This is a genomic window from Kitasatospora sp. NPDC088548, assembly GCF_044753005.1.
In the GTDB taxonomy this organism is placed as follows: Bacteria; Actinomycetota; Actinomycetes; order Streptomycetales; family Streptomycetaceae; genus Kitasatospora.
Genome location: NZ_JBIVMI010000004.1, coordinates 20358 through 45661, shown reverse-complemented (window position 1 = coordinate 45661; position 25304 = coordinate 20358). Strand labels below are relative to the sequence as shown.

Below are 25304 nucleotides of genomic sequence, written 5' to 3'. Positions count from 1 at the left end.
CGCACAGCGGGCCCGGACACCACGTACGGCGTCCGGGCCCGCTGTCACGTCAGGGCGACCGGGGCGATCAGGCCTCGGTCTTCTCCTCGGCCTCGGCCTCGACGGCCGGGGTCTCGGCGGCGGCCTCGACGGTCTCGCCGGACTCGTCGGTCTCCTCGTCGTCCGCGAAGTCGACGACGTTGCCCTCGGTGTCGACGACCTTGGCGGCCTCGACCACGGTGGCGAGCGCCTTGCCGCGGGCGACCTCGCCGACCAGCAGCGGCACCTGGCCACCCTGGACGACCTGCTGCGCGAACTGGTCCGGGGTCAGGCCCGAGCCGGCGGCGCGGCGGATGAGGTGCTCGGTGAGCTCCTCCTGGTTAACACCCAGCTCCTCGTCGGCGACGATCTGGTCCAGGACGAACTGGGTCTTGATGCCCTTCTTCGCCTGCTCCTCGGTCTCCGCCAGGAACTCCTCCTCGGTCTTGCCCTGGGTCTCCAGGTACGAGGCGAGGTCGAGGCCCATCGGCTCCAACTGGTGGTGCTCGAGGTTGTGCTTGCGGGTCTCGATCTCGTCCTTGAGGAGCTTCTCCGGGAACTCGATCTCGACCAGCGCCAGCAGCGCGTCCAGGACCTTCTCCTGGGCCTGGGTGGCCTGGTCGTACTCCTTCATGCGCTCGAGGCGCTTGCGGGAGTCGGCGCGCAGCTCGTCCAGGGTGTCGAACTCGCTGGCCAGCTGGGCGAACTCGTCGTCCAGCTCCGGCAGCTCCTTCTCCTGGACGGCGGTGACGGTGACGGTGACCTCGGAGGTCTTGCCCGCCTGGGTGCCGCCCTTGAGCTCGGTCTCGAAGGTGGCGGTGCCACCGGCCTCCAGGCCCACGACGGCGTCGTCGATGCCGTCGATCAGGCGGCCCGAGCCGATCTCGTAGCTGACGCCGTTGGCGGTGCCGTCCTCCGGCACCTCACCGTCGACCTTGGCGATCAGGTCGACGACCACGATGTCGCCGGCGGCCGCGGCGCGCTCGACGTCCTTGACCGAGGAGAAGCGCTCGCGCAGCTGCTCCAGCGACTTGTCGATGTCCTCGTCGGTGACGACGATCGGGTCGACCGTCACCTCGATGGTCGAGAAGTCCGGCAGGGTGATCTCCGGACGGATGTCCACCTCGGCGGTGAACTTCAGGTCGCCGCCATCGGCGATCTTCTCGACACCCTCGATGTTGGTGATGTCGGGCTGGCCGAGGACCTCGATCTTGCCCTCGTCGACGGCCTGCGTGTAGAAGCGCGGCAGGGCGTCGTTGACAGCCTCTTCCAGCACGGCACCACGGCCGAAGCGCTGGTCGATGACCCGGTTCGGGATCTTGCCCTTGCGGAAGCCCGGGACCGAGACCTGCTGGTTGATCTTCTTGTACGCCGCGTCGAGGCTGGGCTTGAGCTCCTCGAAGGGCACCTCGACGGTGAGTCGAACCCGGGTCGGGTTCAGAGTCTCGACGGCGCTCTTCACGGTTAGGTCTCCTATGGGCTTGCGGTCAGGTTGCCTCCGCCCTTCCCGGCCGCCGGCCGAGGCCGGTTGATGCGGGTCGGGCGAGACGGGCGATGGGCGGTTGGAGCTGCATCTCCCGTGGGGGGGGGTGGACGGTGAGCGTGACTCCTCGCCCTCATGCGGTTGACCTGGGTGGACGCCGCAGGGACTACCGCCAGCGCCCCATCCTACCGGTACCACGAAAGGCGGACGCCAGGTCACCGCCGCCGGCGGCCGCTCAGGCCTTCGCGGCGGGCTCCGCGGCCGGCTCCGAAACCTGGCCCCCGGTACCCCCGGCCGGTACCTGCCGCATGGTGGCGACGGCGTCGGAATCCCTTACCAGCAAGGCGATCACGGCCGCGGCCAGGGCCAGACCGGCGGCGGTCAGGAAGGCGGCGCGGTAGGCGGCGAGGTTCGCCACAGGCGTACCCGAAGCGTTCACGGTGACGGCTCCGACGGCGGTCAGCACGGTGCCGAGCACCGCGACCCCGAGCGCGGAGCCGAGCTGGCGCTGCGCGTTGTAGAGGGTGGAGGCGGCGCCGGTGGAGCGCGGGGTGATGGTGGCGAAGGCGGCGGTCTGCGAGGGCATGAAGACGTGCGCCATCGCGAAGCCGGTCACGAACATCAGCGCGCGCACCGCCCAGAGGTTGCTGTCCGGGCCGATGGCGGCCATCAGGGCGAGGCAGCCGGCCACCACGACGGCACCGGCGGCCAGGATCCGGCGCGGGCCGATCCTCGGGTAGAGCCGGCTCGCCACCTGGGAGGCGAGCATCACGCCGAGCGCCTCGGGGAACACCATCAGACCGCTGTGCAGGGCGTCCATGCCGAGCGCGTCCTGCATCAGCAGCGGGAAGAGGTAGAGCATGCCGAGGAAGGCGGCGCCGGAGAACAGCGAGAGCAGGTTGGTGGTGCGGAAGATCCGGTCCCGGAAGAGCCGCAGGTCGAGCATCGGCTCCGGGAGGCGCAGTTCGACCACCACCAGGGCCACCAGCGCGAGCAGGCCGACGAGCGCCGACACCAGGATCCGCGCGCTGGCCCAGCCCTCGGACGCGCCCTCGGAGAGCGCGTACATCGCGGCGCCGAAGCCGACCGCGGAGAGCAGGAACCCGGCCGCGTCGAACCGGCCGGCCCGCTCGGCGCGGTAGTCGGGCAGGAAGAGCAGGCCGAAGACCAGCGCGGCGATGCCGACCGGGACGTTCACGATGAAGACCCAGTGCCAGGACCAGCCGTCCACCAGCCAGCCGCCGAGCACCGGCCCCGCGGCGGGCGCGACGGCGGTCGGCAGCATCAGGATCCTGGTCGCCCGCATCCGCTCCTCCTGCGGGAAGGCGCGGAAGAGCATGGTCATCCCGACCGGGGTGAGCAGGCCGCCGGCCGCGCCCTGGAAGATCCGGTAGAGGGTGAGCGAGGTCATCGAGCCGGCCGCGCCGCAGAGCAGCGAGGCGAGGGTGAACAGGGCGAGCGCGACGAGGAAGACCCGGCGGGTGCCGAAGCGGTCCCCCAGCCAGCCGGAGAGCGGGACGAAGACCGCCAGGCTGACCAGGTAGCCGACGTTGATCACGCCGACCCCGGCCGGGTCGGTGCCGAACTGGCGGCCGATCGCGGGCAGCGCGACGTTGACGATCGTGGTGTCCATGATCGACATGAACAGCGAGGCGACGAAGACGACTCCGACCGCGATCTTGGGACTCATCCTCATCGGGGCTCCAGCATTTGGGTGAAAAATCAACGACCCACGATGCCGGACCGGGCGGGGAAACGACAACAGGGCCCCGCCGACGGCGAGACCCTGCCGCACACTGTCGGGGTGACCGGATTCGAACCGACGGCCTTCCGCTCCCAAAGCGGACGCGCTACCAAACTGCGCCACACCCCGTGGTGCCGAGAGGAAGCGTACACGCCGGGCCCTCCCCGTTCGGCGACATGTCCGAGGCCCTTGGAACGAATGTGGTGTGCGCGCAGCCGACCGGACCAGGTACGCTGTTCCCCGACCTTCCGTCCGGCGACGGCCGGAGGATCATGCGGGCGTAGCTCAATGGTAGAGCCCTAGTCTTCCAAACTAGTCACGCGAGTTCGATTCTCGTCGCCCGCTCCAACTGCCCGGCCCCGGGGAGACGGTCACCGTCTCCCCGGGGCCGTTCGCGTTCCCGAGGGTCCGTCAGGGCCGGCCGGACGCCGCCCGGGTCTTCAGAGTCCCAGTCGCAGCGCGCGGGCGGCGGCGCGGTCGAGCAGCCGGTGGATGTCGGACTGCCTGGTCGCGGGGCGGTCGTTGAACTCGTCCGGGGAGGCGACCGGACGGCCGGTGGCGTGCAGCACCTCCATCAGCTGGACCCTGGCGATGCGGACGGTGACCGGGGTCCCGTAGCCGTGGGCCAGGACCGCGGCCTGGGCGCCGAGCAGGCAGACCCGGCCGGCGGTGTCCCACATCGCGCCCTGCACCCAGCCGAAGGCGCCGATGTAGCGGGAGGCGAGCCGCAGGTGGTCGGCGGCGGTCACCGGCACCGGGCGGGCCGGGCGGCGGAGCGCCCGGTCGAGCAGGGTGGCCCTGGGCAGCGGCCAGCCGGCGTGCCAGGGGCTCAGGGCGGAGCCGAGCGGACAGACGTACGGCGGCGGGGTGCGCGCGGGGGCGGGCAGTGAGGCCAGGTACGCCTCGATCTCGGCGACCAGGCCGGAACCGAGCAGGCCGGGCCCGAGCGGACCGGGTCCGGCCGCAGCGGCTCCGACCCGGCCGAAGCCGTCCGGAGCGGAGCCGTCCGGGGCGGGCGGGAGCAGCGGAGACGGCCTCGGGTCGGTGCGGGGCATGCGGGTTCTCCAGGCGGTGGCCTACGGTTACCGCTACCCAAAATGGTGCATACAGGGCATTCCCGCGACCGGAGGGCCCCGCGTCATGACCCCGCGACAGTTTCCCGGCGGGGCTCCGGGCCGATAGCCTCGGCGGCGTTCGACCGTAGTTCGAGAGCGTTGCGAACCCGAGGTGAAGGAGTTCCGGTGCGTCCCCAGGACCGACTGGCCGTCATACAGCGCTGTGTGGTCCGCGAGATGGCGCGCCTCGGGCAGGAGTTCACCGCCGACGGCGAGGTGGTCCGGGGCCCGGGGACGACCGCGGTGGCCGTCCGGGAGCACCCCGGCGACGAGGGCACCGGCCATGTCGACCTGGGCTTCGTGCTGCACCTGGGCCGCGCCGACGCGCCGGTGGTCTGGGACTGCGCGGCGGGGCTCGGGAAGACCGAGGAGGAGAAGCTCGCCAACGCGGTGCGGATGTGGGCGACCACCACCGCCTCGGTGCTGGTGGAGCTGCGGGACGGGCACGGTGGGCTCGCCGACCACGCCGACCACCCCGAACTGCCCGGCTGGCACGCCGTCCAGGGGCCGGCGGCGGTCTTCGGCTTCGGCAACGAGCGGCTGGCGGGCTGGCTGGCGGAGCACCGGGTGCTGCCCGCGCTGGCGCCCGCGCTGCTGCCGGAGCTGGCCGGCCGGAGGCTGCACGGGGTGAAGCTGTTCCTCGGCGGCAAGTCGGGGGACGACGTCGCCGAGGTCAGGGTGAACGGGGAGGTGTCGGAGGCGGCGTCGGCGGCGCTGCGCGCGCTGGACTGGCCGCGTGGTGAACGGCTCTGCTGGGCCCGGCTGTTCGTCCTGCTGGCGGCCCCGGGCGCTGCGGACCCGGGCCCGGAGACCTCGTCGGCGGGCGCCCTGACGCCCGCCCCGACCCGCCCCGGGACCCCGGCGGCGGCGCGCCCCCGGGGACTGTTCAGCCGCTGGCGGCAGGCCAGACGGGCCGGCCGGTGACGCGCACGGACGGCCCCCTCCCCCACCGGCCCCACCGGGGGCCCGGCCGGTCAGCCGGCGATGTTGGAGATGCTCTTGGCGATCTGGCTCAGGAAGTCCTGGATCGGCTTGGCGGCCGTGCTCTGGTTGAGCATGAAGCCGAAGAGGGCGGCCAGGATGGCGTGCCCGACTTTCAGCTGCTTGTTGCGGATGAAGATCAGGCAGATGACGCCGAACAGGACCAGCGCGGAGACGGAGAGTGCCACCCGGACTCACTTCCTCGTTTCATAGCGGGACGCCATCGGCTGGCAGCCCCTGCGAAGCCGGACCCCGGCCTGTCCGACGGTCCCGAGGCGGAATTGGGGATCGTCCGACACGTCGCGGTCGGAGAGGGAGCCCGCTATGGCCGCACGGTGTCTGTCCTGCCGCACGTGACGCCCCCCATCCCCCGAATCCTGACCAGTCCCGCCCGGACTCAGTGTGGTCGAACGTGCCGATTGCGTAAAGGTCTGACTGTCAGTCGAACGCCGATATCCTGCGATGCGAGACGACTTTCCGCCGACCGAGACGATAGTCGAGTCGTTCTGACGAAACATCGGCGGGGCGCCGCTGAGCGGCCGGAAAACGCCCGGCGGGCCGGAGCGGAACAGGCTGGTCCGCTCTGCTGACGGCGGACCGGAAATGGCTGAAGATCAGCTACCAGGCTTGACAGCGGCTGCCCTTGGCATGTGCCCCGTTCAAGGGCGGCCGAGGAGGCGTCAGTCACGCCAGAGCAGCAGCACCGCGCGGTCGTCGTTGATGTCCCGGGCGACCGTCTCGATCAGCCGGGAGGCCGCGCCGCTGCCGGCGTCGGGACCGCTGCCGGGGACCAGCCGGTCGGCCTCGCCCATCAGCCGGTCCATCCCCTCGGAGAGGTCCCGGCCGGGCGCCTCCACCATGCCGTCGGTGCAGAGCAGCAGCACGTCACCGCGGTTCAGCCGGCCGCGGACGCCCTCGAACTTGGCGCCGTCGTAGATGCCGAGCAACGGGCCCTCGGTGGCCTCCTTGATCTCCCAGCACCCCGCGCCCGCGAGCCGCTGCATGCCCGGCAGGTGCCCGGCCGAGAGCAGCTCGTACTCACCGGTGTCCAGGTCGAGCACCAGGTGGACGGCGGTGGCGAAGCCCTCCTCCCAGGACTGGCGGAGCAGGTAGCCGTTGGCGGCGGGGAGGAAGTCGTGCGCGGGCAGCGAACCGACCAGGCCGCCGAAGGCGCCGGAGAGCAGCAGCGCCCGGGAGCCGGCGTCCATGCCCTTGCCGGAGACGTCCGCGAGGACCACCTCCAGCACCCGCTGGCCGGGGCCGGTCCGGGCGGCGACCACGAAGTCCCCGGAGAAGGACTGCCCGCCGGCCGGGCGCAGCGCCATGTCGGCGTGCCAGCCCGCGGGCAGCTCGGGGACGCGGCTCTGCACCCGCAGCCGCTCGCGCAGGTCGAAGAGCATGGTCGAGCCGCCCCACCAGGGCACGCCGACCCGGCTGCGGAACTGGGCCAGCAGCAGACCGCCGACCCCGGCCGCACCGACCACCAGGGCGGCGCCGGGGGTGACGCCGTAGGTGTAGGCGTCCGGGTTCTCGCTGGCGACCCGCTGGCCGGTGTGGATGACGGACTCGGCGGAGAGGCCGAGCGCGGCCAGCGCGTACAGCACCACCAGGGAGCCGGGGCGAAGCAGCAGGGCGGCGGCCAGGATGGGCAGCACCAGGGAGGTGGGCGGGGCCCAGGCGGGGATCCAGATGTTGAGCAGGATCAGCAGCGGGACCAGCAGGGACAGTGCGCAGAGCACGGGCCAGTCGGCGGCGCCGCCGCGGAAGTAGTCGACACCGGCGGTGCGCAGCCTTCGGCGGACCCGGCGGAGCCTCTTGCGCAACCGGGCCGTCACGGGGTCCGACACCACAGCGGCGCCGGGCCTCGTCGCAGTCGTCTGGGGCGGTGCGCCCGGCGGTCTGCCAGCCATGGGGCCCGACCCTATCCAGCGGTACGGGTCGGCGTCGACGGCTCGCGCACGGGCGGCAGCGGCGTGGCGCGGGCGCGTCAGCGGGTTTCGGCCGATTGCGGCGGTCGCAGCCGCTGCGTCAGGAAGCATGCGCCGGTTGGGCGTACGAACCACACGGACGGCGCCTGCGCCCCGCGCGCACCATTGTTTGCGCGCCGGCCAGGCGGAGTGGGCGCCGTGGGCGCTGTGGCCGATGACACAGCCGGTGACACAGCCGTCGGCGGGGCCGGTGACGGCGGCGGTGACAGCGTCGGTGACTCCGCCGCCGGCGCTCGCTCCACCGCACGCACGACGGCCGGCCGCGGTGGGGACACGCGGCCGGCCGTCAAGGAGTCGGGAGGGGTGATCAGCCCTGCGGGTGATGGGCCGGGATGGGCGGGAGCTCGCCGGTGGTCTCGTAGTCGCTCAGCATCTCGATCCGGCGGGTGTGCCGCTCGTCGCCGCTGTACGGGGTGTTGAGGAAGACCTCGACGAACTTGGTCGCCTCCTCCCGGGTGTGCATCCGGCCGCCGATGGAGACCACGTTGGCGTTGTTGTGCTCGCGGCCGAGCGCGGCGGTCTGCTCGCTCCAGGCCAGCGCCGCCCGCACGCCCTTGACCTTGTTGGCGGCGATCGCCTCGCCGTTGCCCGAGCCACCGATCACGATGCCCAGCGCCTGCGGGTCGGCGGCGGTGCGCTCGGCGGCCCGCAGGCAGAACGGCGGGTAGTCGTCGGCGGCGTCGTAGATGTGCGGCCCGCAGTCGACGGGCTCGTGGCCGGCCTCCTTCAGCCACTCCACGAGGTGGTTCTTCAGTTCGTATCCGGCATGGTCGGAGCCCAGGTACACGCGCATGCCCATGAGTGTGGCATGCGCGCGCGCCCGGGCCGCGCAGGGGGCGCTCAGCGGCGGCCGAGAAGCTTCCAGGCGAGCGGCAGGGCCCCGGCCGCGAAGGCGGCCTTCAGGGCGTCGCCGACCAGGTACGGGTAGAGGCCCAGCTCGGCGGCCCGGGCCAGCGGGACGTCCAGCGAGAAGGCCAGGTACGGCACGCCGACGGCGTAGATGGCGAGGCTGCCGAGGACCATGGTGGCGGCGGTGTTCAGCGGGGTGCGGTCGGCGCCGCGGCGGGCCAGCGCGCCGGTGAGGCCGGCCGCGAGGACGAAGCCGAGCACATAGCCGAGCGAGGGCATCGCCCAGCCGGAGGTGCCCTCGGCGAACCAGGGCAGGCCCGCCAGGCCGGCGAGCAGGTAGAGGCCGAGCGAGGCGATGCCCCGGCGGGCCCCCAGCGCGGTGCCGACCAGCAGCGCGGCGAAGGTCTGGCCGGTGACGGGCACCGGCGAGCCGGGGATGTTCACCGAGAGCTGGGCGGCCACACCGGTCAGGGCGGCGCCGCCGGCCACCAGGGCCAGGTCGCGGACCTGGGCGCCCAGCCGGGTGCTCGCGGCGGGCAGCAGGTCGGCCAGAACGGCGCGGCTCGGTATCGGGGTGCTGGCAGTGGCCATCGGGGTTCCTCCGCACGGTGGGGACGGGTCGGCGATCGGATGATCAGGTGAGTGAACATCTGTGAACCTACGCGCTGATCCACTTCGTCACCGTCGGGGAACCTGACAAACCGCCGCGGGCGGACGTTGTCGGGTCCGGCCGAGACGACGCAATGTGACCTCCTGTGCCGCTTACCGTCACCGGCCGGTCCGCATCGTGGTCCGGAATGGGGCATTCTTGGCATGGACAGCCGTGTCACCGGATATTGGGCAAATCGCACCGCATTCCGAACAGTCTGGATCCACCCTCATGGCCCGTACCACCGCGCCGTCGACGCCGGGGACGACCTCCACCGCTTCCCCGGCCGGCGGCCAGCAGCTCTCCCACGGCCTCAAGCAGCGTCACCTCTCGATGATCGCGCTGGGCGGGGTGATCGGCGCCGGCCTCTTCGTCGGCTCCGGGGCGGGCATCGCGGCGGCCGGGCCCGCCATCATCCTGGCGTTCACCTTCTCCGGCCTGCTGGTCATGCTGATCATGCGGATGCTCGGCGAGATGTCGGCCGCGCGCCCGGCCTCCGGCTCCTTCTCCGTGCACGCCGAGAAGGAGCTCGGTCCCTGGGCCGGGATCACCGCCGGCTGGATGTACTGGGTGATGCTCTGCTGCGGCGTCGCCGCCGAGGCCACCGCCGCCGGGCGGATCGTCAACGGCTGGGTCCCCGGCGTCTCGTCCTGGGTCTGGGTCGCCCTGTTCATGGTCTTCTTCTGCGCCAGCAACCTCACCGCGGTGAAGAACTTCGGCGAGTTCGAGTTCTGGTTCGCCGCCATCAAGGTCGCCGCGATCATCGCCTTCCTGGTGCTCGGCGCGCTCGGCGTCACCGGCGTGCTCGGCCCTGGCGCGCCCGGCACCCACAACCTCACCGGCCAGGGCGGCTTCCTGCCCACCGGCGTCAGCGGGCTGATCGTCGGCCTGCTCGCCTCGGTGTTCGCCTACGGCGGTCTGGAGACCGTCACCATCGCCGCCGCCGAGTCCGACGACCCCAAGAAGAACGTCGCCAACGCGGTGCGCACGGCGGTCTGGCGCATCGCGATCTTCTACATCGGCTCGATGGCCCTGGTCGTCACCCTGGTCTCCTGGAAGGACCCGGCGGTCGTGCAGAACGGCCCCTACGTGACGGTCCTGCGCCACCTGGGCGTGCCCGGTGCCGGGACGATCATGGAGGCCGTGGTGCTGATCGCCCTGCTCTCCGCGATGAACGCCAACATCTACGGCGCCTCCCGGATGGCGTACTCGCTGGTCGGCCGCGGCCAGGGGCCCAAGGCGCTGGCGAAGGTCGGCGGCGGGGTGCCCCGGCGGGCCGTGCTGGCCTCCTGCCTGTTCGGCTTCGCCGCGGTCCTGGCCGCCAAGTTCTGGCCGGACACCGTCTTCACCTGGCTGATGAACACCACCGGCGTCGCCATCCTGGTGGTCTGGCTGTTCATCTGCGTCGTCCAGCTGCGGATGCGCCGCCGGCTGGAGCGCGAGGCACCCGAGCTGCTCAGCGTCAGGATGTGGGGCTACCCGTACCTGACCTGGATCGCGATGGCCGCCGTGGTCGGCATCCTCGGGCTGATGACCACCACCGAGGGCGACCGGCAACAGCTGTACGCGGCCGGTGTGCTGGTCGCCGTACTGTCCGCGGCGGGCCTGCTCAAGCAGCGCCGGGACGCCCGGGCGCACTGAGAACGGCACAGCACGAGGGCCCGGTACCGCTCGCGTCGGTACCGGGCCCTCGTGGTGTGCGCTGCCGGGGCTACTCGAAGGACGGGCCCGCCGTGCGGGTGCGCTTGATCTCGTAGAAGCCGGGGGTGGAGGCGACCAGCAGGGTGCCGTCCCACAGCCGGGCGGCGGCCTCGCCGCGCGGGGCCGGGGTGACCACCGGGCCGAAGAAGGCGACCCGCTCGCCGTCCACGCCCTCGACCGCGATCACCGGGGTGCCGACGTCCTCGCCGACCAGGGTGATGCCCTCCTGGTGCGAGGCGCGCAGGGCCTCGTCGTACGCGTCGGTGTCGGCCGCGTCGGCCAGCTCGGCCGGCAGGCCGGCCGCGACCAGGGCGGCCTCGACGGTCTCGCGGTTCTGCGGCAGGGCCTGGTTGTGGAAGCGGGTGCCCAGCTCGGTGTAGAGCCGCCCGAGCACCTCCTCCCCGTGCTTCTGGGCGGCGGCGACGCAGACCCGGACCGCGCCCCAGGCGTTGTCCAGCAGGTCGCGGTACTCCTGCGGAAGATCACGGTGCTCGTTCAGCACGGACAGGCTCATCACGTGCCAGTTCACGTCCACCGGGCGGAGCTGCTGGACCTCGATCAGCCAGCGGGACGTCATCCAGGCCCACGGGCAGGCCGGGTCGAACCAGAAGTCGGCGGTCTTGCGCTCAGCGGCAGTCGTCACGGCTGTCGTCCTTCGTGAGTGGTGAGGCGGGCCCCGCACGGGGTCTTCCCCGGACCCAACGCCCGCCCCGCACCGCTGATTCCGGGACGACGGAGTCGGCCTGTGCAATGGTACCGGCGTGGCGAGCCGTGAAAGGATGCCATCGGTGCGTACGACACCGCACCCAGACCGCATCACCCGATGAACGCACCACCATGCGAGCCGGACAAAGGAGTACCGCCGTGCCGGGTAAGAACCTGAGCCGCGACGAAGCCCAGCAGCGGGCCAGCATCCTGGCCGTGGACGGCTACCAGGTCCGGCTGGACGTGACCTCCGCCCCCGACCCGGCGGCCGCCACCTTCCGCTCCACCACCACGATCGCCTTCCGCTGCACCGAGCCGGGCGCCTCGACCTTCCTCGACCTGCTCGCCCCCACCGTGCGCTCGGTCGTCCTCAACGGCCGCGCGCTCGACCCGGCCACCGCCTTCGACGGCGCCCGGGTGCACGTCGACGGCCTGGCCGCGGAGAACGTCCTCGTCGTGGACGCCGACTGCGCGTACAGCCGCACCGGCGAGGGCCTGCACCGCTTCACCGACCCGGTGGACGGCGAGACCTACCTCTACACCCACTACGAGCCGGCCGACGCCCGCCGGGTCTTCGCCGACTTCGAACAGCCCGACCTGAAGGCGCCGTTCACCTTCACCGTCGCCGCGCCGGCCGCCTGGGACGTCCGGTCCAACGCCGTCCACGAGCGCGTGACCGACGAAGGCGCCGCCCGCGTCTGGGAGTTCGCCCCCACCCAGCCGATCTCCACCTATCTGACCGCCGTCGTCGCCGGCCCGTACCACGTCGCCCGCGACCACTACAGCCGCGTGCTGCCCGACGGCACCACCCTGGAGATCCCGCTCTCCGCGCTGTGCCGCAAGTCGCTCGCGCCCTACTTCGACGCGGACGAGATCCTCGGCGTCACCAAGCTCGGACTCGACTTCTTCCACGAGGAGTTCGACTACCCGTACCCCTTCGGCAAGTACGACCAGGCCTTCGTGCCCGAGTACAACATCGGCGCGATGGAGAACCCGGGCTGCGTGACCTTCCGCGAGGAGTTCATCTTCCGTTCGAGGGTCACCGACGCCGCCTACGAGAGCCGGGCCAACGTCATCCTGCACGAGATGGCCCACATGTGGTTCGGCGACCTGGTCACCATGCGCTGGTGGGACGACCTGTGGCTGAAGGAGTCGTTCGCCGACTTCATGGGCTCCTACGCGCTGATCGGCGCCCGCACCCGCTACTCCGGCGCCTGGGTCACCTTCGCCAACCAGCGCAAGGCCTGGGCCTACCGGCAGGACCAGTTCCCGACCACCCACCCGATCACCGCGGACATCCGCGACCTCGAGGACGCCAAGCTCAACTTCGACGGCATCACCTACGCCAAGGGCGCCTCGGTGCTCAAGCAACTGGTGGCGTACGCCGGTTCGGAGGCCTTCTTCGAGGGCGCCCGCCGCTACTTCAAGCGGCACGCCTTCGGCAACACCGAACTCACCGACCTGCTGGACATCCTGGAGGAGACCAGCGGCCGCGACCTCAAGTCCTGGGCCGCCACCTGGCTGCAGACCGCCGGTGTCAACTCGCTCACCCCGCAGGTCACGGTGGACTCCGAGGGCCGGATCACCGAACTCGCCCTCCTCCAGGACGGCGAGACCCTGCGCCCGCACCGGATCGCGGTCGGCCTCTACCACCGGGACGCCGACGGCACGCTGGTGCGCACCGAGCGGATCGAGCTGGACGTCACCGGCGCCCGCACCGTGGTCGCCGAGGCCGTCGGCCGCGCCCGGCCCGCGCTGGTGCTGCTCAACGACGACGACCTGACGTACTGCAAGATCCGTTTCGACGCCGAGTCGTTGGAGACGCTGCGCACCGGTCTCGGCGACATCCGGAGCGACCTGGCCCGGGCGCTCGCCTGGTCCGCGGTGTGGAACCTGACCCGCGACAGCCTGATGCCGGCCCACGACTACGTCGCCCTGGTGCTGCGCTTCGCCGGGCAGGAGTCCAACATCGGCGTGCTGCAGTCACTGCACCAGCAGGCCAGGAGCGCCGTCGACCTGTACGCCGACCCGGCCTGGCGCGGCGAGGGCGGCCGGCTGCTGGCCGACGGCGCGCTGCGCGAGCTGCGCGCCGCCGTCCCCGGCAGCGACCACCAGCTGGCCTGGGCCCGCTTCCTGGCGCAGACCGCCAGTGGTTCCGAGCACCTCGGCCTGGTGCGCGGTCTGCTGGCCGGCACCGCCCGGATCGACGGCCTGGACGTGGACCAGGAGCTGCGCTGGTCGCTCTGGCTGGCACTGGCGGTGGCCGGCCAGGCCACCGACGAGGAGCTGGCCGAGGAGCTGAAGGCCGACCACACCGCCAGTGGGAAGCGGCAGTACACCGAGTGCCTGGCCGCCCGGCCGACCGCCGAGGCCAAGGCCGCCGCCTGGTCGGCCGTGGTCGACTCGGACGAACTGCCCAACGCCCTGGTCGAGGCGAACATCGCGGGCTTCGCGGTGCCCGCCCACCGCGACCTCACCGCGCTGTACGCGGCGCCGTACTTCAAGCTGCTGGAGCGGGTCTGGGCCGAGCGCACGATCGAGATCGCGATGCGGATCGTCGGCGGCTTCTTCCCCCGCGCGCAGACCAGCGAGCAGACCCTGGCCGAGGTGGACGGCTGGCTCGACGGCCACCCGGGCGCCGCGCCCGCGCTGCGCCGGCTGGTGCTGGAGTGCCGTGACGACCTGGCCCGGGCGCTCTCCGCGCAGGCCTGCGACCGCGGCTGAGCCCGGCCGTCCGAAGGGAGGACCCCGCCGCGAACGTTCGCGGCGGGGTCCTCGGTTTGCGGGGCCTGTCAGCCTGCGGCGGGCCTCAGTTGCCGCGCAGACCGCGGTCCAGGGCGGCGATCCCGCTGCCCTGGGCGTCGTCGCCGTCCAGCGACCAGACCATCACACCGGCCAGGTCGTTCCAACGGGCGTAGCGGGCCTTCTCGGTGAGCACCTCGGCGCTGTCGTAGCTGTAGAAGGTGCTGCCGTCGTACTTCCAGGACGCGCCGTGGTCGCGGTCGACGTAGACCTTGCCGGGCAGCGCGTTGATCTCCTTGTAGGACAGGTCGGGGGCGGCGCTGCTGGCCGGCTGGTGCAGGCCGTTGCGGTTGCCGGCCGGGACGTTCGTCCAGCCGTGGCCGTAGAGCGGCGTGCCGAGCACGGTCTGCTGGGACGGCAGGCCGAGCTGGGCGTAGTGGTCGACGGCCTTGTCCGCGCTGCGCTGGCGCGGCTCGGGGTCGTGCGGGTCGGAGTAGAGGTTGGCCTGGTGGTTGGTCGGGCCCTTGCCCTCCCACGGGCCGTGCAGGTCGTAGGTCATCAGGTTGAGCCAGTCGATCGACCGGGCCAGCTCCGGCAGCTCCAGCCGGTCCGCGACGGTCTCGTTGGCGGCCACGGCGGCGGTCAGCAGGTAGTGCGGGCCCTTCTTGCCGCTGAGCGCGTCCAGCTGGCGGCGGAACTCCTGCACCAGCAGGGTGAAGTTGCGGCCGTCCTCGGGCCGGACGATGTTGCCCTCGTCACCGCCGCCGCCCGGGTACTCCCAGTCGAGGTCGATGCCGTCGAAGACGCCCGCGGCCACACCCGTGCCGCCCTCCGCGGTACCGAGGCGGGGCAGGTTGCCCTTGAGGTAGAGGTCGACGCAGGAGGAGACGAACTTCTTGCGGGAGGCGTCCGTGGCGGCCGCGTCCGAGAAGTACTTGGACCAGCTCCAGCCGCCGAGCGAGATCACCGTCTTCAGCTGCGGGTTCTTGGCCTTGAGCTTGCGCAGCTGGTTGAAGTGGCCCTTGAGCTGCTGGTCGGCGGTGTCGGCCACGCCGTCCACCGACTCCGCGGCGCTGAACGGGCGCTGGTAGTCGTTCAGGGCGTCGCCCTGGCCCGCGTCGTTGGTCTCGAAGCAGGTGCCGTCGGCGGAGACGTTGCCGAAGGCGTAGTTGATGACGGTGATCTTCCCGGCCTGGCCGGACTCCTGCACCCGCTTGGCGGAGCTGTCGGCGCCCCACTGGGTGAAGTAGCCGACCCGCTGCCCCTTGAGCTTCGGGCCGTTGTCACGGTCCTGGGCCTGGGCCGTGGGGGCGGCGATCGTGGCGGCCACCGTGGCGGCGGCGATGAGGGCAGCGGTACGACTGAGCATGCGCATACGAGAAGACCTGCGGCTTTCTCTGATTCAGCATCAAATGGTCTGGACCAAGCTGACACAGAGGTTTAGTCCATTTGATCGAGACGCACAAGAGGCCGGACCACAGTGACGCGATCCGGCCTCTTGACTGTCTCTTTACCGACGGGGGATCAGCCCCGCCGCCCCGGCTGTCAGCCGATCAGGCTGCGCAGCACGTACTGCAGGATGCCGCCGTTGCGGTAGTAGTCCGCCTCACCGGGGGTGTCGATGCGGACGACCGCGTCGAACTCGATGGTCGCGGCCGCGCCGACCGCCTTGACCTTGACGGTCGCCGGGGTGCGGCCCTCGTTGAGCTCGGTCACACCGGTGAAGGAGAAGGTCTCCTCGCCGGTCAGGCCGAGGGAGTCGGCGTTCTCGCCCTCCGGGAACTGCAGCGGCAGGACGCCCATGCCGATCAGGTTCGAGCGGTGGATGCGCTCGTACGACTCGGCGATGACGGCCTTGACGCCCAGCAGCGCGGTGCCCTTGGCGGCCCAGTCACGGGACGAACCGGAGCCGTACTCCTTGCCGGCCAGGACGACCAGCGGGGTGCCGGCGGCCTGGTAGTTCTGCGCGGCGTCGTAGATGAACGACACCGGGCCGTCGGCCTGGGTGAAGTCGCGGGTGTAGCCGCCCTCGGTGCCCGGCGCGATCTGGTTGCGCAGACGGATGTTGGCGAAGGTGCCGCGGATCATCACCTCGTGGTTGCCACGGCGCGAGCCGTACGAGTTGAAGTCGCGCTTCTCCACACCGTTGGCGGTCAGGTACTGCGCCGCCGGGGTGCCCGGCTTGATGTTGCCGGCCGGGGAGATGTGGTCGGTGGTGACCGAGTCGCCCAGCTTGGCCAGGACGCGGGCGCCGGCGATGTCGGTCACCGGGCTCGGGGTCTTGGCCATGCCCTCGAAGTACGGGGGCTTGCGGACGTAGGTGGACTCGGCGTCCCACTCGAAGGTGTTGCCGGTCGGGACGGGCAGCGACTGCCAGCGGTGGTCGCCCGCGAAGACGTCCTGGTAGCCCTTGTCGAACATGGCCTCGTCGATGGAGCCCGCGACGACGTCGGCGACCTCCTTCTCGGACGGCCAGATGTCGGCGAGGAAGACATCGTTGCCGTCGGCGTCCTGACCCAGGGCGTCCTTGGCGATGTCGATGTTCATGTTGCCGGCGAGGGCGTAGGCGACCACCAGCGGCGGCGAGGCCAGGTAGTTCATCTTGACGTCCGGGTTGATCCGGCCCTCGAAGTTGCGGTTGCCGGAGAGCACCGAGACGACCGCCAGGTCGGCCTCGTTGACGGCGGCCGAGACCTCCTCGGGCAGCGGGCCCGAGTTGCCGATGCAGGTGACGCAGCCGTAGCCGACCAGGTTGAAGCCCAGCTTCTCCATGTACGGGAGGAGGCCGGCCTTCTCGTAGTAGTCCATGACGACCTTGGAGCCGGGCGCCAGGGTGGTCTTGACCCAGGGCTGGACCCGCAGGCCCTTCTCCACGGCCTTCTTCGCCAGCAGGGCGGCGCCCAGCATGACGGAGGGGTTGGAGGTGTTGGTGCAGGAGGTGATCGAGGCGATCACGACCGCGCCGTTGTCGATCTCGTACGTCGAGCCGTCGGGGGCGGTGACGGTGGTCGGCTTCGAGGCCTCGGCGGAGTAGGCCGGCAGCGCCTCGGCGAACTTCTCGGCGGCCTCGGCCAGGATCACGCGGTCCTGCGGGCGCTTCGGGCCGGAGATCGACGGGACGACGGTGGAGACGTCCAGCTCGAGGTACTCGGAGTAGACCGGCTCGACCGACGGGTCGTGCCAGAGGCCCTGCTCCTTGGCGTACGCCTCGACCAGGGCGAGCTGCTGCTCGTCGCGGCCGGTGAGCTTCAGGTAGCTGATGGTCTCGGCGTCGATCGGGAAGATCGCACAGGTCGAGCCGAACTCCGGCGACATGTTGCCGATGGTGGCGCGGTTGGCCAGCGGGATCGCCGAGACGCCCTCGCCGTAGAACTCGACGAACTTGCCGACCACACCGTGCTTGCGCAGCATCTCGGTGATGGTGAGCACCAGGTCGGTGGCGGTGGTGCCGGCCGGCAGCTGGCCGTTGAGCTTGAAGCCGACCACGCGCGGGATCAGCATGGAGACCGGCTGGCCCAGCATCGCGGCCTCTGCCTCGATGCCGCCGACGCCCCAGCCCAGCACGCCCAGGCCGTTGACCATGGTGGTGTGCGAGTCGGTGCCGACGCAGGTGTCCGGGTACGCCTGGCCGCCGCGGACCATGACGGTACGGGCCAGGTGCTCGATGTTCACCTGGTGGACGATGCCGGTGCCGGGCGGGACGACCTTGAACTCGTCGAACGCGGTCTGGCCCCAGCGCAGGAACTGGTAGCGCTCCTTGTTGCGGCCGTACTCGATCTCGACGTTCTGGACGAAGGCGTCCGGGGTGCCGAACTTGTCGGCGATGACGGAGTGGTCGATGACCAGCTCGGCCGGGGCCAGCGGGTTGATCTTGGCCGGGTCGCCGCCCAGCTCCTTGACGGCCTCACGCATGGTGGCGAGGTCGACCACGCACGGCACACCGGTGAAGTCCTGCATGATCACGCGGGCCGGGGTGAACTGGATCTCCTGGCTCGGCTGAGCGGTGGCGTCCCAGTTGCCGAGGGCGCGGATGTGGTCGGCGGTGATGTTCGCGCCGTCCTCCGTGCGGAGCAGGTTCTCCAGCAGCACCTTGAGGCTGTACGGCAGCCGCTCGGAACCCTCGACGGCGGAGAGCTTGAAGATCTCGTACGACTCGTCGCCCACCTGCAGCGAGCTGCGGGCGTCGAAGCTGTTCGCGGACACGACTGACTCCTTCTAGGTGCTTCGTGCGGTATCCGGCCCACGCGGTGGTAAGGTCAGCCTTACTTAGGCTTACCTTTCCCGCATCGCCGGCGAGCGCCTCTCGGCAAGTATCTTGATGTCGAGATATATCGTAGTGGGCAGTTATCTCGATGTCGAGATAAACCATAGTGCATGGTGCCGCGTTCACCACGTCGGCACCACCCCCCACTCCACCCTCCGCCCACCAGCGGCCTTCGCGCAGCTTTTCGACGGCCTTCCCGTCGCCGGAACACCCTCTCCGGGCCTCCCCTCGCACCCCGCGCTCCCCTCCCTCCGGGCTCTCCCCCCTCCCCTCCCGGCGGCTCCGCGCCCGGGTACGGTGGCCGTCAGTTGACACGCTGGGACAGGCCGGGGGCCTACTGATGATCGTGGTGGACGCGTCGGCACTGGTGCTCGCGCTGGCGGACGAGGGCGAGCGCGGGGAGGCCGCCCGGGCCGAACTCGCGGCGGGCGGCGAGTGGGTCGCCCCCGAGCACCTGCTGATCGAGGTGATGCAGTCGCTGCGCGGGCTCTACCTGGCGAAGGAGCTCACCGCCGAACGGGTCGGCGAGCTCGCGGCCCGGCTGCCCTCACTGGCGATCCGGAAGGTCGAACTGGCACCGCTGCTCGGCCGGATCTGGGAGCTCAAGGACAACCTCACCCCGGACGACGCCGCCTATGTAGCGGTCGCCGAACAGTACGGGGCGCCGCTGGTGACGGCGGACCTGCGGCTGATGCGCGCCAGCGGACCGCGCTGCGAGATCCGGGGCATCCGGCGCTCGGCGGAGTGAGACCGGGCGAGGTGCGGGCGGGCGGGCCGGGGCGGACTCATGGGCGGGGGTGTCCGTTGGCGGGGGTGTCCGTTCGGGGCGGCGGCCGTTGAGCAGGGGGCACGCCCGTTCCGCAGCCCCGAAAGGCCCTCCGATGCCCGCTTCGTACGCCGCCGCGCTGCTCCCGCTCGCCCTGCTGGCGCCCGCCGCGCCCGCCGCAACGGCTTCGACCGCCGTCCCCGCCCTGCCGCTCCTGGTGATCGAGGCCGACTTCGATCCGGCCACGGCCTTCGTCCCGCCGGCCGCCATCAGCCACGCACCGGACCTGGTGCCCTACGGCTCCCACGTCCGGGTGGTGGTGGACCGCACGGTGGCCGGGCGGACGGTGCTGACGCTGACCACCGCCGGCCTCGCCCCGGACCATGACTTCCCGGCCCATCTGCACACCGGTACGTGCGGCGCCGACCCGGCCGCGTCCGGCCCGCACTACCAGGACGCCGTGGACCCGGTGCAGCCGTCCACCGACCCCGCGTACGCCAATGAGAGCAACGAGCTGCGGCTGACCCTGCACACCGACGACCGGGGCGACGCCGCTGCGACGACCTCGGTGGCCTGGCACCCCCGGCCGGGCGAGGCGCGCTCGCTGGTGCTGCACGCCGGCAGCCCGGCCGGCCCGCACGGCGCGGGCGACCGGGCCGCCTGTGTGAACCTGGAGTTCTGAGCTACGCCCCGAGAGTGGCGACCAGCACGGCCTTGATGGTGTGCAGGCGGTTCTCCGCCTGGTCGAACACGATGGAGTGCTCCGACTCGAACAACTCGTCGGTGCACTCCAGCTCGGACATCCCGGTCGCCTCGTGCATCTGCTGCCCGACCACCGTGCCGAGGTCGTGGAAGGCGGGCAGACAGTGCAGGAACCGCACGGCCGGGTTGCCGGTGGCCCGGACGGTGTCCATCGACACCTGGTACGGCTTGAGCAGGGCGATCCGCTCGGCCCAGACCTCCTTGGGCTCACCCATCGAGACCCAGACGTCGGTGTAGAGGAAGTCGGCACCGGCCACGCCCGCGTCCACGTCCTCGGTGAGGGTGATCCGGGCACCGGTGGACTCGGCGAGCGCGTTGGCCGCCTTCTGGACGTCCTCGGCCGGCCAGAGCGCACGGGGCGCGACGATCCGGATGTCCATGCCGAGCAGGGCGCCGGTCACGAGCAGCGAGTTGCCCATGTTGGAGCGGGCGTCGCCGAGGTAGGCGAGGGCGACCTCGGTGAGCGGCTTGGCGGTGTGCTCCTTGATCGTCAGCACGTCGGCGAGCATCTGGGTGGGGTGCCACTCGTCGGTGAGGCCGTTCCAGACCGGAACACCGGCGAACGCGGCCAGCTCCTCGACGATCTCCTGGCCGTGGCCCCGGTACTCGATGCCGTCGAACATCCGGCCGAGCACCCGAGCGGTGTCCTTGATCGACTCCTTGTGGCCGATCTGCGAGCCGGCCGGGTCCAGGTAGGTGGTGGTCGCGCCCTGGTCGTGGGCGGCGACCTCGAAGGCGCAGCGCGTCCGGGTGGAGGTCTTCTCGAAGATCAGCGCGATGTTCTTGCCGCGCAGCCGGGGCTGCTCGGTGCCCGCGTACTTCGCCGCCTTGAGCTGGGCGGCGAGGTCCACCAGGAAGCGGAACTCCTGGGGCGTGAAGTCGAGCTCCTTGAGGAAGTGCCTGTTCCGGAGGTTGAACGCCATGCCGGGCTCCTGGGGTGACGGGACGGAGATGAAGCGGAAATTGTATACGATACTCGGAATTTGTATGCAATAACTACGGTGGTACGGGCCCCACGGAACGACCGTAGGGCCCGTACACCTCTGCCGCTACAGCCGGGGGTCGACCGGCTCGGACTCCAGCGCGAGCACCGCGAAGACCGGCTCGTGCACCCGCCAGAGCGGCTCGCCGGCCGCCAGCCGGTCCAGCGCCTCCAGGCCGAGCGCGTACTCGCGCAGCGCCAGGGAGCGCTTGTGGCCGAGGAAGCGCTGCCGCAACTGGTCCAGGTACTCGGTGTAGTCCGGGCCGTAGATGATCCGCAGATACTCCCGACCGCGTACCTTCACCCCGGGCTGGACCAGCCCGCCCGGCCTGCCCTCGCCCGCCTTGCCGCGGACCAGGGACGCCAGCGGCTTGACCACCATGCCCTCGCCACCAGCCCCGGTCAGCTCCTCCCACCAGGCGATGCCCGCGGCGACGGACGCCTCGTCGGTGGTGTCCACCAGCAGCCGGCCGGTCCGGTGCAGGATCGGGGTGCGCGAGCCGTCGCCGCCGTCATCGCTGTCCGTGCCACCGGCGTGGTCGGCCTCGCCCAGGCGGTCGACCCAGGCGAGGTGCTCGTCGTGCGGGCGCACCGCGAGGTTCGCCCCCTCGGCCGCCAGCACCTGGAACGGCGCCAGCCGGATGCCCGACAGGCCCTCGGTCGGCCAGCAGTACCGCCGGTAGGCCTCGACGAACGCCTGCGCGTCGGCGGCGCGCTGCCGCTGGCGAGCGGTCAGCCCTGCCACGTCCAGCCCACGGCCGGCCGCCTGCTCAAGCACGGAGAGCACCGGGGGCAGCGCCGCGCCCGCCGCCGCGCCGACCGCCGCGTACTGGCGGCGCAGCAGCTCGACGGCCTTGAGCGACCACGGCATCAGCTCGGCGTCCAGCAGCAGCCAGCCGGTGCCCAGCTCCTCGAACAGCCCGGAGCGCTCGGCCGCGGCCCGCACCCTGCCCAGCACGGCCGAGGTGAGCTCGTCGTCACTGAGGAACGCCCGGCCGGTCCTGGTCCAGATCGCGCCCGGCCCGGCGATGCCGAACCGCTTCTCCAGCGCCGTGTCGTCCCGGGCGACCAGCACCACCGCGCGGGAGCCCATGTGCTTCTCCTCGCAGATCACCTGCTGGACGCCGTCCTCGCGGTAGGCGAAGAAGGCCTCCTCCGGGTGTTCGAGGTAGCCGGACCGGCGCGAGGTGGCGCTCGGTGCCATCGTCGGCGGGAGGTACGCCAGCAGCCGCGGGTCGATCGCGAACCGGCTCATCACCTCCAGCGCGGCGGCCGCGTTCTCCTCCCGGACGGCGACCCGGCCGTGCAGCGTCGTCTCGACGACCCGACGGCCCGCCACATCGGCGAGGTCCAGCGGACGGCCCTCGCGTGAGCCCGGCGCGTCCGTGAGCATCGGCCGGACCGGCTCGTACCACTCCCGCTCGGCCTCGACGCCGACCAGCTCGCGCTCCGGGTAGCGCAGCGCGGTCAGGCTGCCGCCGAAGACGCACCCGGTGTCCAGGCAGATGGTGTTGTTGAGGAAGCTCGCCATCGGCACCGGCGTGTGGCCGTAGACCACCAGCGCCCTGCCCCGGTACTCCTCCGCCCAGGGGTAGCGCACCGGCAGCCCGTACTCGTCGGTCTCGCCGGTGGTGTCCCCGTACAGCGCGTGCGAGCGCACCCGGCCGGAGGCGCGGCCGTGGTACTTCTCCGGCAGACCGGCGTGGCAGACCACCAGGGCGCCACCGTCCAGCAGGTAGTGGCTGATCAGACCACGCATGAACGCCCGGACCTCGGCGCGGAACTCCTCCGACTCACCCGCCAGCTGGTCCAGCGACTCCTGGAGGCCGTGCGAGACGGTGACCTTCTTGCCGTCCATCGCCCGGCCGAGCTTGTTCTCGTGATTGCCCGGGACACAGATCGCGTGCCCGGCCGCCACCATGCCCATCACCAGGCGCAGCACACCCGGCGTGTCCGGGCCGCGGTCGACCAGGTCACCGACGAAGACCGCCGTCCGGCCCTGCGGGTGCACGGCGTCCACCGGGCGGTTCACGGCGTCCCGGGTGAGCGTGTAGCCGAGGCGGGTGAGCAGGGTCTCCAGCTCGGAGCGGCAGCCGTGGATGTCGCCCACGATGTCGAACGGGCCGGTGAGGTGGCGCAGGTCGTTGAAGCGCTTCTCCGGCACGATCTCGGCGGACTCCACCTCGGCCTCACCGCGCAGGATGTGCACCTTGCGGAAGCCCTCACGCTCCAGCCCGCGCAGCGAGCGGCGCAGTTCCCGGTTCTGCCGCGGGATCACGTGGGCCGGCAGCTGCCGGTCCGGCCGGGTCTTGTTGCGCTCGGCGCAGACACCCGGCGGGATGTCCAGCACGATCGCGATCGGCAGCACGTCGTGGTCACGGGCGATCCTGACCAGCTGCTTGCGCGCCTCCTGCTGGACGTTGGTGGCGTCCACCACGGTCAGCCGACCGGCGGCCAGGCGCTTGCCGACGATGTAGTGCAGCACGTCGAAGGCCTCGGAGGAGGCCGACTGGTCGTTCTCGTCGTCCGCCACCAGGCCCCGGCAGAAGTCCGAGGAGATCACCTGGGTCGGCAGGAAGTGCTTGCGGGCGAAGCTGGACTTGCCCGCGCCGCTGGTGCCGATCAGCACGACGAGGGAGACGTCCGTGACCGGCAGCCGACGGCCCCGGCCGGAGGCATCCGGCTCGGCGGGGGTGGCCGGCTCGGCGGGGTTCACGGCCCCGGCGGTGCCCGCCTGCCCGGCAGGGGCTGCCTCGTCCAGCGGCGACTCGGACAGTACGTCGTCGGTCATCGGGTCTCGCCCCCTTCGGGCGTCGTGCGGGCAACAGCGTCGGTGTCAGTGTCGGTGTCGGTGTCAATGCCGGTACCAGTACTGGTACCGGCAGGGGTAGTACCGGCGATGGCGGTACCGACGACGGTAGCCGCGACCGGGGTACCGATCCGGAAGAGGGCGAGCTGAGTCGGCGCGCCCACCTCCGGGTCTTCCGGGCCGACCGGGCGGACCACGACCGTGTAGCCGTACGTCGCCGCGACCCGCTCGGCCCAGGCACGGAACTGTGCGCGGTCCCACTCGAAGCGGTGGTCGGCGTGCCGGACGTGACCGGCCGGCAGGCTCTCCCAGCGGACGTTGTACTCGGCGTTCGGCGTGGTGACGACGACCGCCGCCGGGCGGGCCGCGCCGAGCACCGCGTACTCCAGGGCCGGCAGTCGGGGCAGGTCCAGGTGCTCGATGACCTCGCAGAGCACGGCCGCGTCGAAGCCCTTCAGCCGCGCGTCGGTGTACGTCAGCGCGCCCTGGACCAGCGTGACCCGGGCCGCCTGGCGCTCCGACATCCGCTCCAGCCTCAGCTTGCGCGCGGCCGCGGACAGCGCCCGCGCGGAGACGTCCACGCCGAGGACCTCGGCGATCCGGGGGTCCTTCAGCAACGCGCCGATCAACTCGCCCTGCCCGCAGCCGAGATCGGCCACCCGGGCCGCCCCGACCTCACTCAGCGCGGCCAGGATCGCCACCCGGCGCCGCTCGGCGAGGGAGATCTGCTTCTCCTCCTGCTCGCCCGGCCGCACCGGGGCGTCGGCCGCAGCGGCCCCGGCGTCCGGCGTGCTCCCGGTCCGGTCGGTGTCGTCGACCGCGTTGTCGATCTCCTCGACCTCGCGGTCGTCGGCCTCCGCCAGCCGGGCCAGCTCCAGCCGCTCCATCGCCGTCCGGGTGAGCGACCAGCGCCGGGACAGATAGCGACGGGCGATCAGAGCCCGCTCGGGGTGGTCGGCGAGCCAGCCCTCCCCGGCCGCGAGCAACTTGTCGACCTCGTCCGGGGCGACCCAGTAGTGCTTGGCCCCGTCGAGCACCGGCAGCAGGACATAGAGCTGCTGGAGCGCGTCCGCCAGGCGCAGCGCGTCGGAGGTCAGCTCGATCCGGACGTAGCGCGACTCGCCCCACTCGGGGAAGGCCGCGTCCAGCGGGATCGCCGCCGCCTCGACCTGCCAGCCCAGCGGCTCGAAGAGCCTGGCCACCATCGCCACGCCACCGCCCTCGCCGACGCCGTTGGCGGGCACCGCGGGCAGGGAGATGCGCAGTGGCCGGGCCTGGTCGGCCAGCCCGGGGCGGCCCTCGCAGACGCCCTTCATCGCCGTCCGGAACACCGTCCGCAGGGCCACCGCCAGCAGTGAGGACGCGGCGTAGGGGCGGTCGTTGACGTACTGGGCGAGCGCGAAGTCCGGGGAGCCGCCGCGGCCCTTGCCCCGGCCCCGGCGGACCAGCGCGATCGGGTCGACCTCCAGTAGCAGAGCGGCCGTGCAGAGCTCGTCGCTCGCCTCTGGGTAGAAGACATGGGCCTCGCCGTGCGAAGTCCCGAACCGCTGGACCTTGCCCGGGTGCTTGTGGAGAAGAAAGCCGAGGTCGGTGGCAGGGCTCTCGGCGGTGCCTGTGGTGGAGATCGACATGAACACCTGCACGAGTATTGCCCAGCACCACCCCTCTGAGCACCGGGTTTATCCGAGGTCCGGAGCCGGCGCGGGCGGCCGCGCGGCTCCCCCGGCGGACGGCGGGCCGCCGCGT

At 71.7% G+C, this 25304-nt stretch carries 18 protein-coding genes and 2 tRNA genes; 6 read left to right on the top strand and 14 right to left on the bottom strand.

The window, feature by feature from the left end; translation table 11 throughout:
- Nucleotides 1-67 precede the first annotated feature (67 nt).
- The 3 genes from tig to ACIP82_RS07715 form a co-directional block, all read right to left on the bottom strand.
- Nucleotides 68-1480, bottom strand: a complete 1413-nt coding sequence (tig, locus tag ACIP82_RS07725) for a trigger factor (protein ID WP_363607560.1) — start codon at nucleotides 1478-1480, stop codon at nucleotides 68-70.
- Between the two features lie 256 nt (nucleotides 1481-1736).
- Nucleotides 1737-3191 carry an MDR family MFS transporter gene (locus ACIP82_RS07720; protein ID WP_363607561.1) on the bottom strand — a complete coding sequence of 485 codons (1455 nt, stop codon included), beginning with the start codon at nucleotides 3189-3191 and terminating at the stop codon, nucleotides 1737-1739.
- A gap of 109 nt (nucleotides 3192-3300) precedes the next feature.
- Nucleotides 3301-3374, bottom strand: a tRNA-Pro gene (locus ACIP82_RS07715).
- A 145-nt stretch (nucleotides 3375-3519) separates the two neighbouring features.
- Between ACIP82_RS07715 and ACIP82_RS07710 the strand changes: the two genes are divergently transcribed.
- A tRNA-Gly gene (locus ACIP82_RS07710) sits at nucleotides 3520-3593 on the top strand.
- A gap of 92 nt (nucleotides 3594-3685) precedes the next feature.
- On the opposite strand, the gene ACIP82_RS07705 is transcribed toward ACIP82_RS07710, so the two are convergent.
- Complete coding sequence (locus ACIP82_RS07705) at nucleotides 3686-4300, bottom strand: hypothetical protein (protein WP_400651928.1); 615 nt, start codon at nucleotides 4298-4300, stop codon at nucleotides 3686-3688.
- A 186-nt stretch (nucleotides 4301-4486) separates the two neighbouring features.
- Between ACIP82_RS07705 and ACIP82_RS07700 the strand changes: the two genes are divergently transcribed.
- A complete protein-coding gene (locus tag ACIP82_RS07700; RefSeq protein WP_400651925.1) occupies nucleotides 4487-5284 on the top strand; it encodes a DUF6348 family protein in 798 nt (265 codons plus the stop codon).
- A 50-nt stretch (nucleotides 5285-5334) separates the two neighbouring features.
- On the opposite strand, the gene ACIP82_RS07695 is transcribed toward ACIP82_RS07700, so the two are convergent.
- From ACIP82_RS07695 to ACIP82_RS07680, 4 genes are all read right to left on the bottom strand, one after another.
- Complete coding sequence (locus tag ACIP82_RS07695; RefSeq protein ID WP_363607564.1) at nucleotides 5335-5529, bottom strand: hypothetical protein; 195 nt, start codon at nucleotides 5527-5529, stop codon at nucleotides 5335-5337.
- Nucleotides 5530-6021: 492 nt separating this feature from the next.
- On the bottom strand, nucleotides 6022-7176 hold the full coding sequence (locus ACIP82_RS07690) for a PP2C family protein-serine/threonine phosphatase (protein WP_363607565.1): 1155 nt from the start codon (nucleotides 7174-7176) through the stop codon (nucleotides 6022-6024).
- A gap of 460 nt (nucleotides 7177-7636) precedes the next feature.
- Complete coding sequence (locus ACIP82_RS07685; RefSeq protein WP_363607566.1) at nucleotides 7637-8122, bottom strand: ribose-5-phosphate isomerase; 486 nt, start codon at nucleotides 8120-8122, stop codon at nucleotides 7637-7639.
- Nucleotides 8123-8169: 47 nt separating this feature from the next.
- Nucleotides 8170-8769 (bottom strand): biotin transporter BioY, encoded by a 600-nt coding sequence (locus tag ACIP82_RS07680; protein WP_363607567.1) that lies wholly within the window; start codon nucleotides 8767-8769, stop codon nucleotides 8170-8172.
- A gap of 289 nt (nucleotides 8770-9058) precedes the next feature.
- Here ACIP82_RS07680 and ACIP82_RS07675 point away from each other — a divergent pair, with 289 nt between their 5' ends.
- The gene (locus tag ACIP82_RS07675; protein WP_400651921.1) at nucleotides 9059-10468 is read left to right on the top strand and encodes an amino acid permease; all 1410 of its coding nucleotides are present in this window, start codon (nucleotides 9059-9061) and stop codon (nucleotides 10466-10468) included.
- Nucleotides 10469-10538: 70 nt separating this feature from the next.
- On the opposite strand, the gene ACIP82_RS07670 is transcribed toward ACIP82_RS07675, so the two are convergent.
- A complete protein-coding gene (locus tag ACIP82_RS07670) occupies nucleotides 10539-11171 on the bottom strand; it encodes a DsbA family protein (protein WP_363607569.1) in 633 nt (210 codons plus the stop codon).
- A 221-nt stretch (nucleotides 11172-11392) separates the two neighbouring features.
- Between ACIP82_RS07670 and pepN the strand changes: the two genes are divergently transcribed.
- Entirely contained in the window at nucleotides 11393-13957 is a 2565-nt protein-coding gene (gene pepN, locus ACIP82_RS07665) for an aminopeptidase N (RefSeq protein ID WP_400651918.1), read from the top strand.
- A gap of 85 nt (nucleotides 13958-14042) precedes the next feature.
- Here the strand turns inward: pepN and ACIP82_RS07660 are convergent, their stop codons facing one another.
- Both ACIP82_RS07660 and acnA read right to left on the bottom strand, forming a co-directional pair.
- A complete protein-coding gene (locus ACIP82_RS07660) occupies nucleotides 14043-15344 on the bottom strand; it encodes a glycoside hydrolase family 18 protein (RefSeq protein WP_400651915.1) in 1302 nt (433 codons plus the stop codon).
- A gap of 176 nt (nucleotides 15345-15520) precedes the next feature.
- Nucleotides 15521-18178 (bottom strand): aconitate hydratase AcnA, encoded by a 2658-nt coding sequence (gene acnA, locus ACIP82_RS07655; protein ID WP_363607572.1) that lies wholly within the window; start codon nucleotides 18176-18178, stop codon nucleotides 15521-15523.
- 401 nt (nucleotides 18179-18579) lie between these two features.
- Here acnA and ACIP82_RS07650 point away from each other — a divergent pair, with 401 nt between their 5' ends.
- Both ACIP82_RS07650 and ACIP82_RS07645 read left to right on the top strand, forming a co-directional pair.
- Nucleotides 18580-18987 (top strand): type II toxin-antitoxin system VapC family toxin, encoded by a 408-nt coding sequence (locus tag ACIP82_RS07650; RefSeq protein WP_400651912.1) that lies wholly within the window; start codon nucleotides 18580-18582, stop codon nucleotides 18985-18987.
- Nucleotides 18988-19120: 133 nt separating this feature from the next.
- Nucleotides 19121-19687, top strand: coding sequence for a superoxide dismutase family protein (locus ACIP82_RS07645; protein ID WP_363607574.1), 567 nt, complete (start codon nucleotides 19121-19123; stop codon nucleotides 19685-19687).
- A gap of 1 nt (nucleotide 19688) precedes the next feature.
- Here the strand turns inward: ACIP82_RS07645 and argF are convergent, their stop codons facing one another.
- The 3 genes from argF to ACIP82_RS07630 all read right to left on the bottom strand — a co-directional run bounded on the left by argF (nucleotide 19689) and on the right by ACIP82_RS07630 (nucleotide 25195).
- Nucleotides 19689-20690: an ornithine carbamoyltransferase gene (gene argF / locus ACIP82_RS07640; RefSeq protein ID WP_363607575.1), complete on the bottom strand. Its 1002-nt coding sequence runs from the start codon at nucleotides 20688-20690 to the stop codon at nucleotides 19689-19691.
- Between the two features lie 126 nt (nucleotides 20691-20816).
- The gene (locus tag ACIP82_RS07635; protein ID WP_400651909.1) at nucleotides 20817-23540 is read right to left on the bottom strand and encodes a polynucleotide kinase-phosphatase; all 2724 of its coding nucleotides are present in this window, start codon (nucleotides 23538-23540) and stop codon (nucleotides 20817-20819) included.
- A complete protein-coding gene (locus ACIP82_RS07630) occupies nucleotides 23537-25195 on the bottom strand; it encodes a 3' terminal RNA ribose 2'-O-methyltransferase Hen1 (protein ID WP_400651905.1) in 1659 nt (552 codons plus the stop codon). Before ACIP82_RS07630 ends, ACIP82_RS07635 begins: the two co-directional genes overlap by 4 nt.
- Nucleotides 25196-25304: the final 109 nt, after the last annotated feature.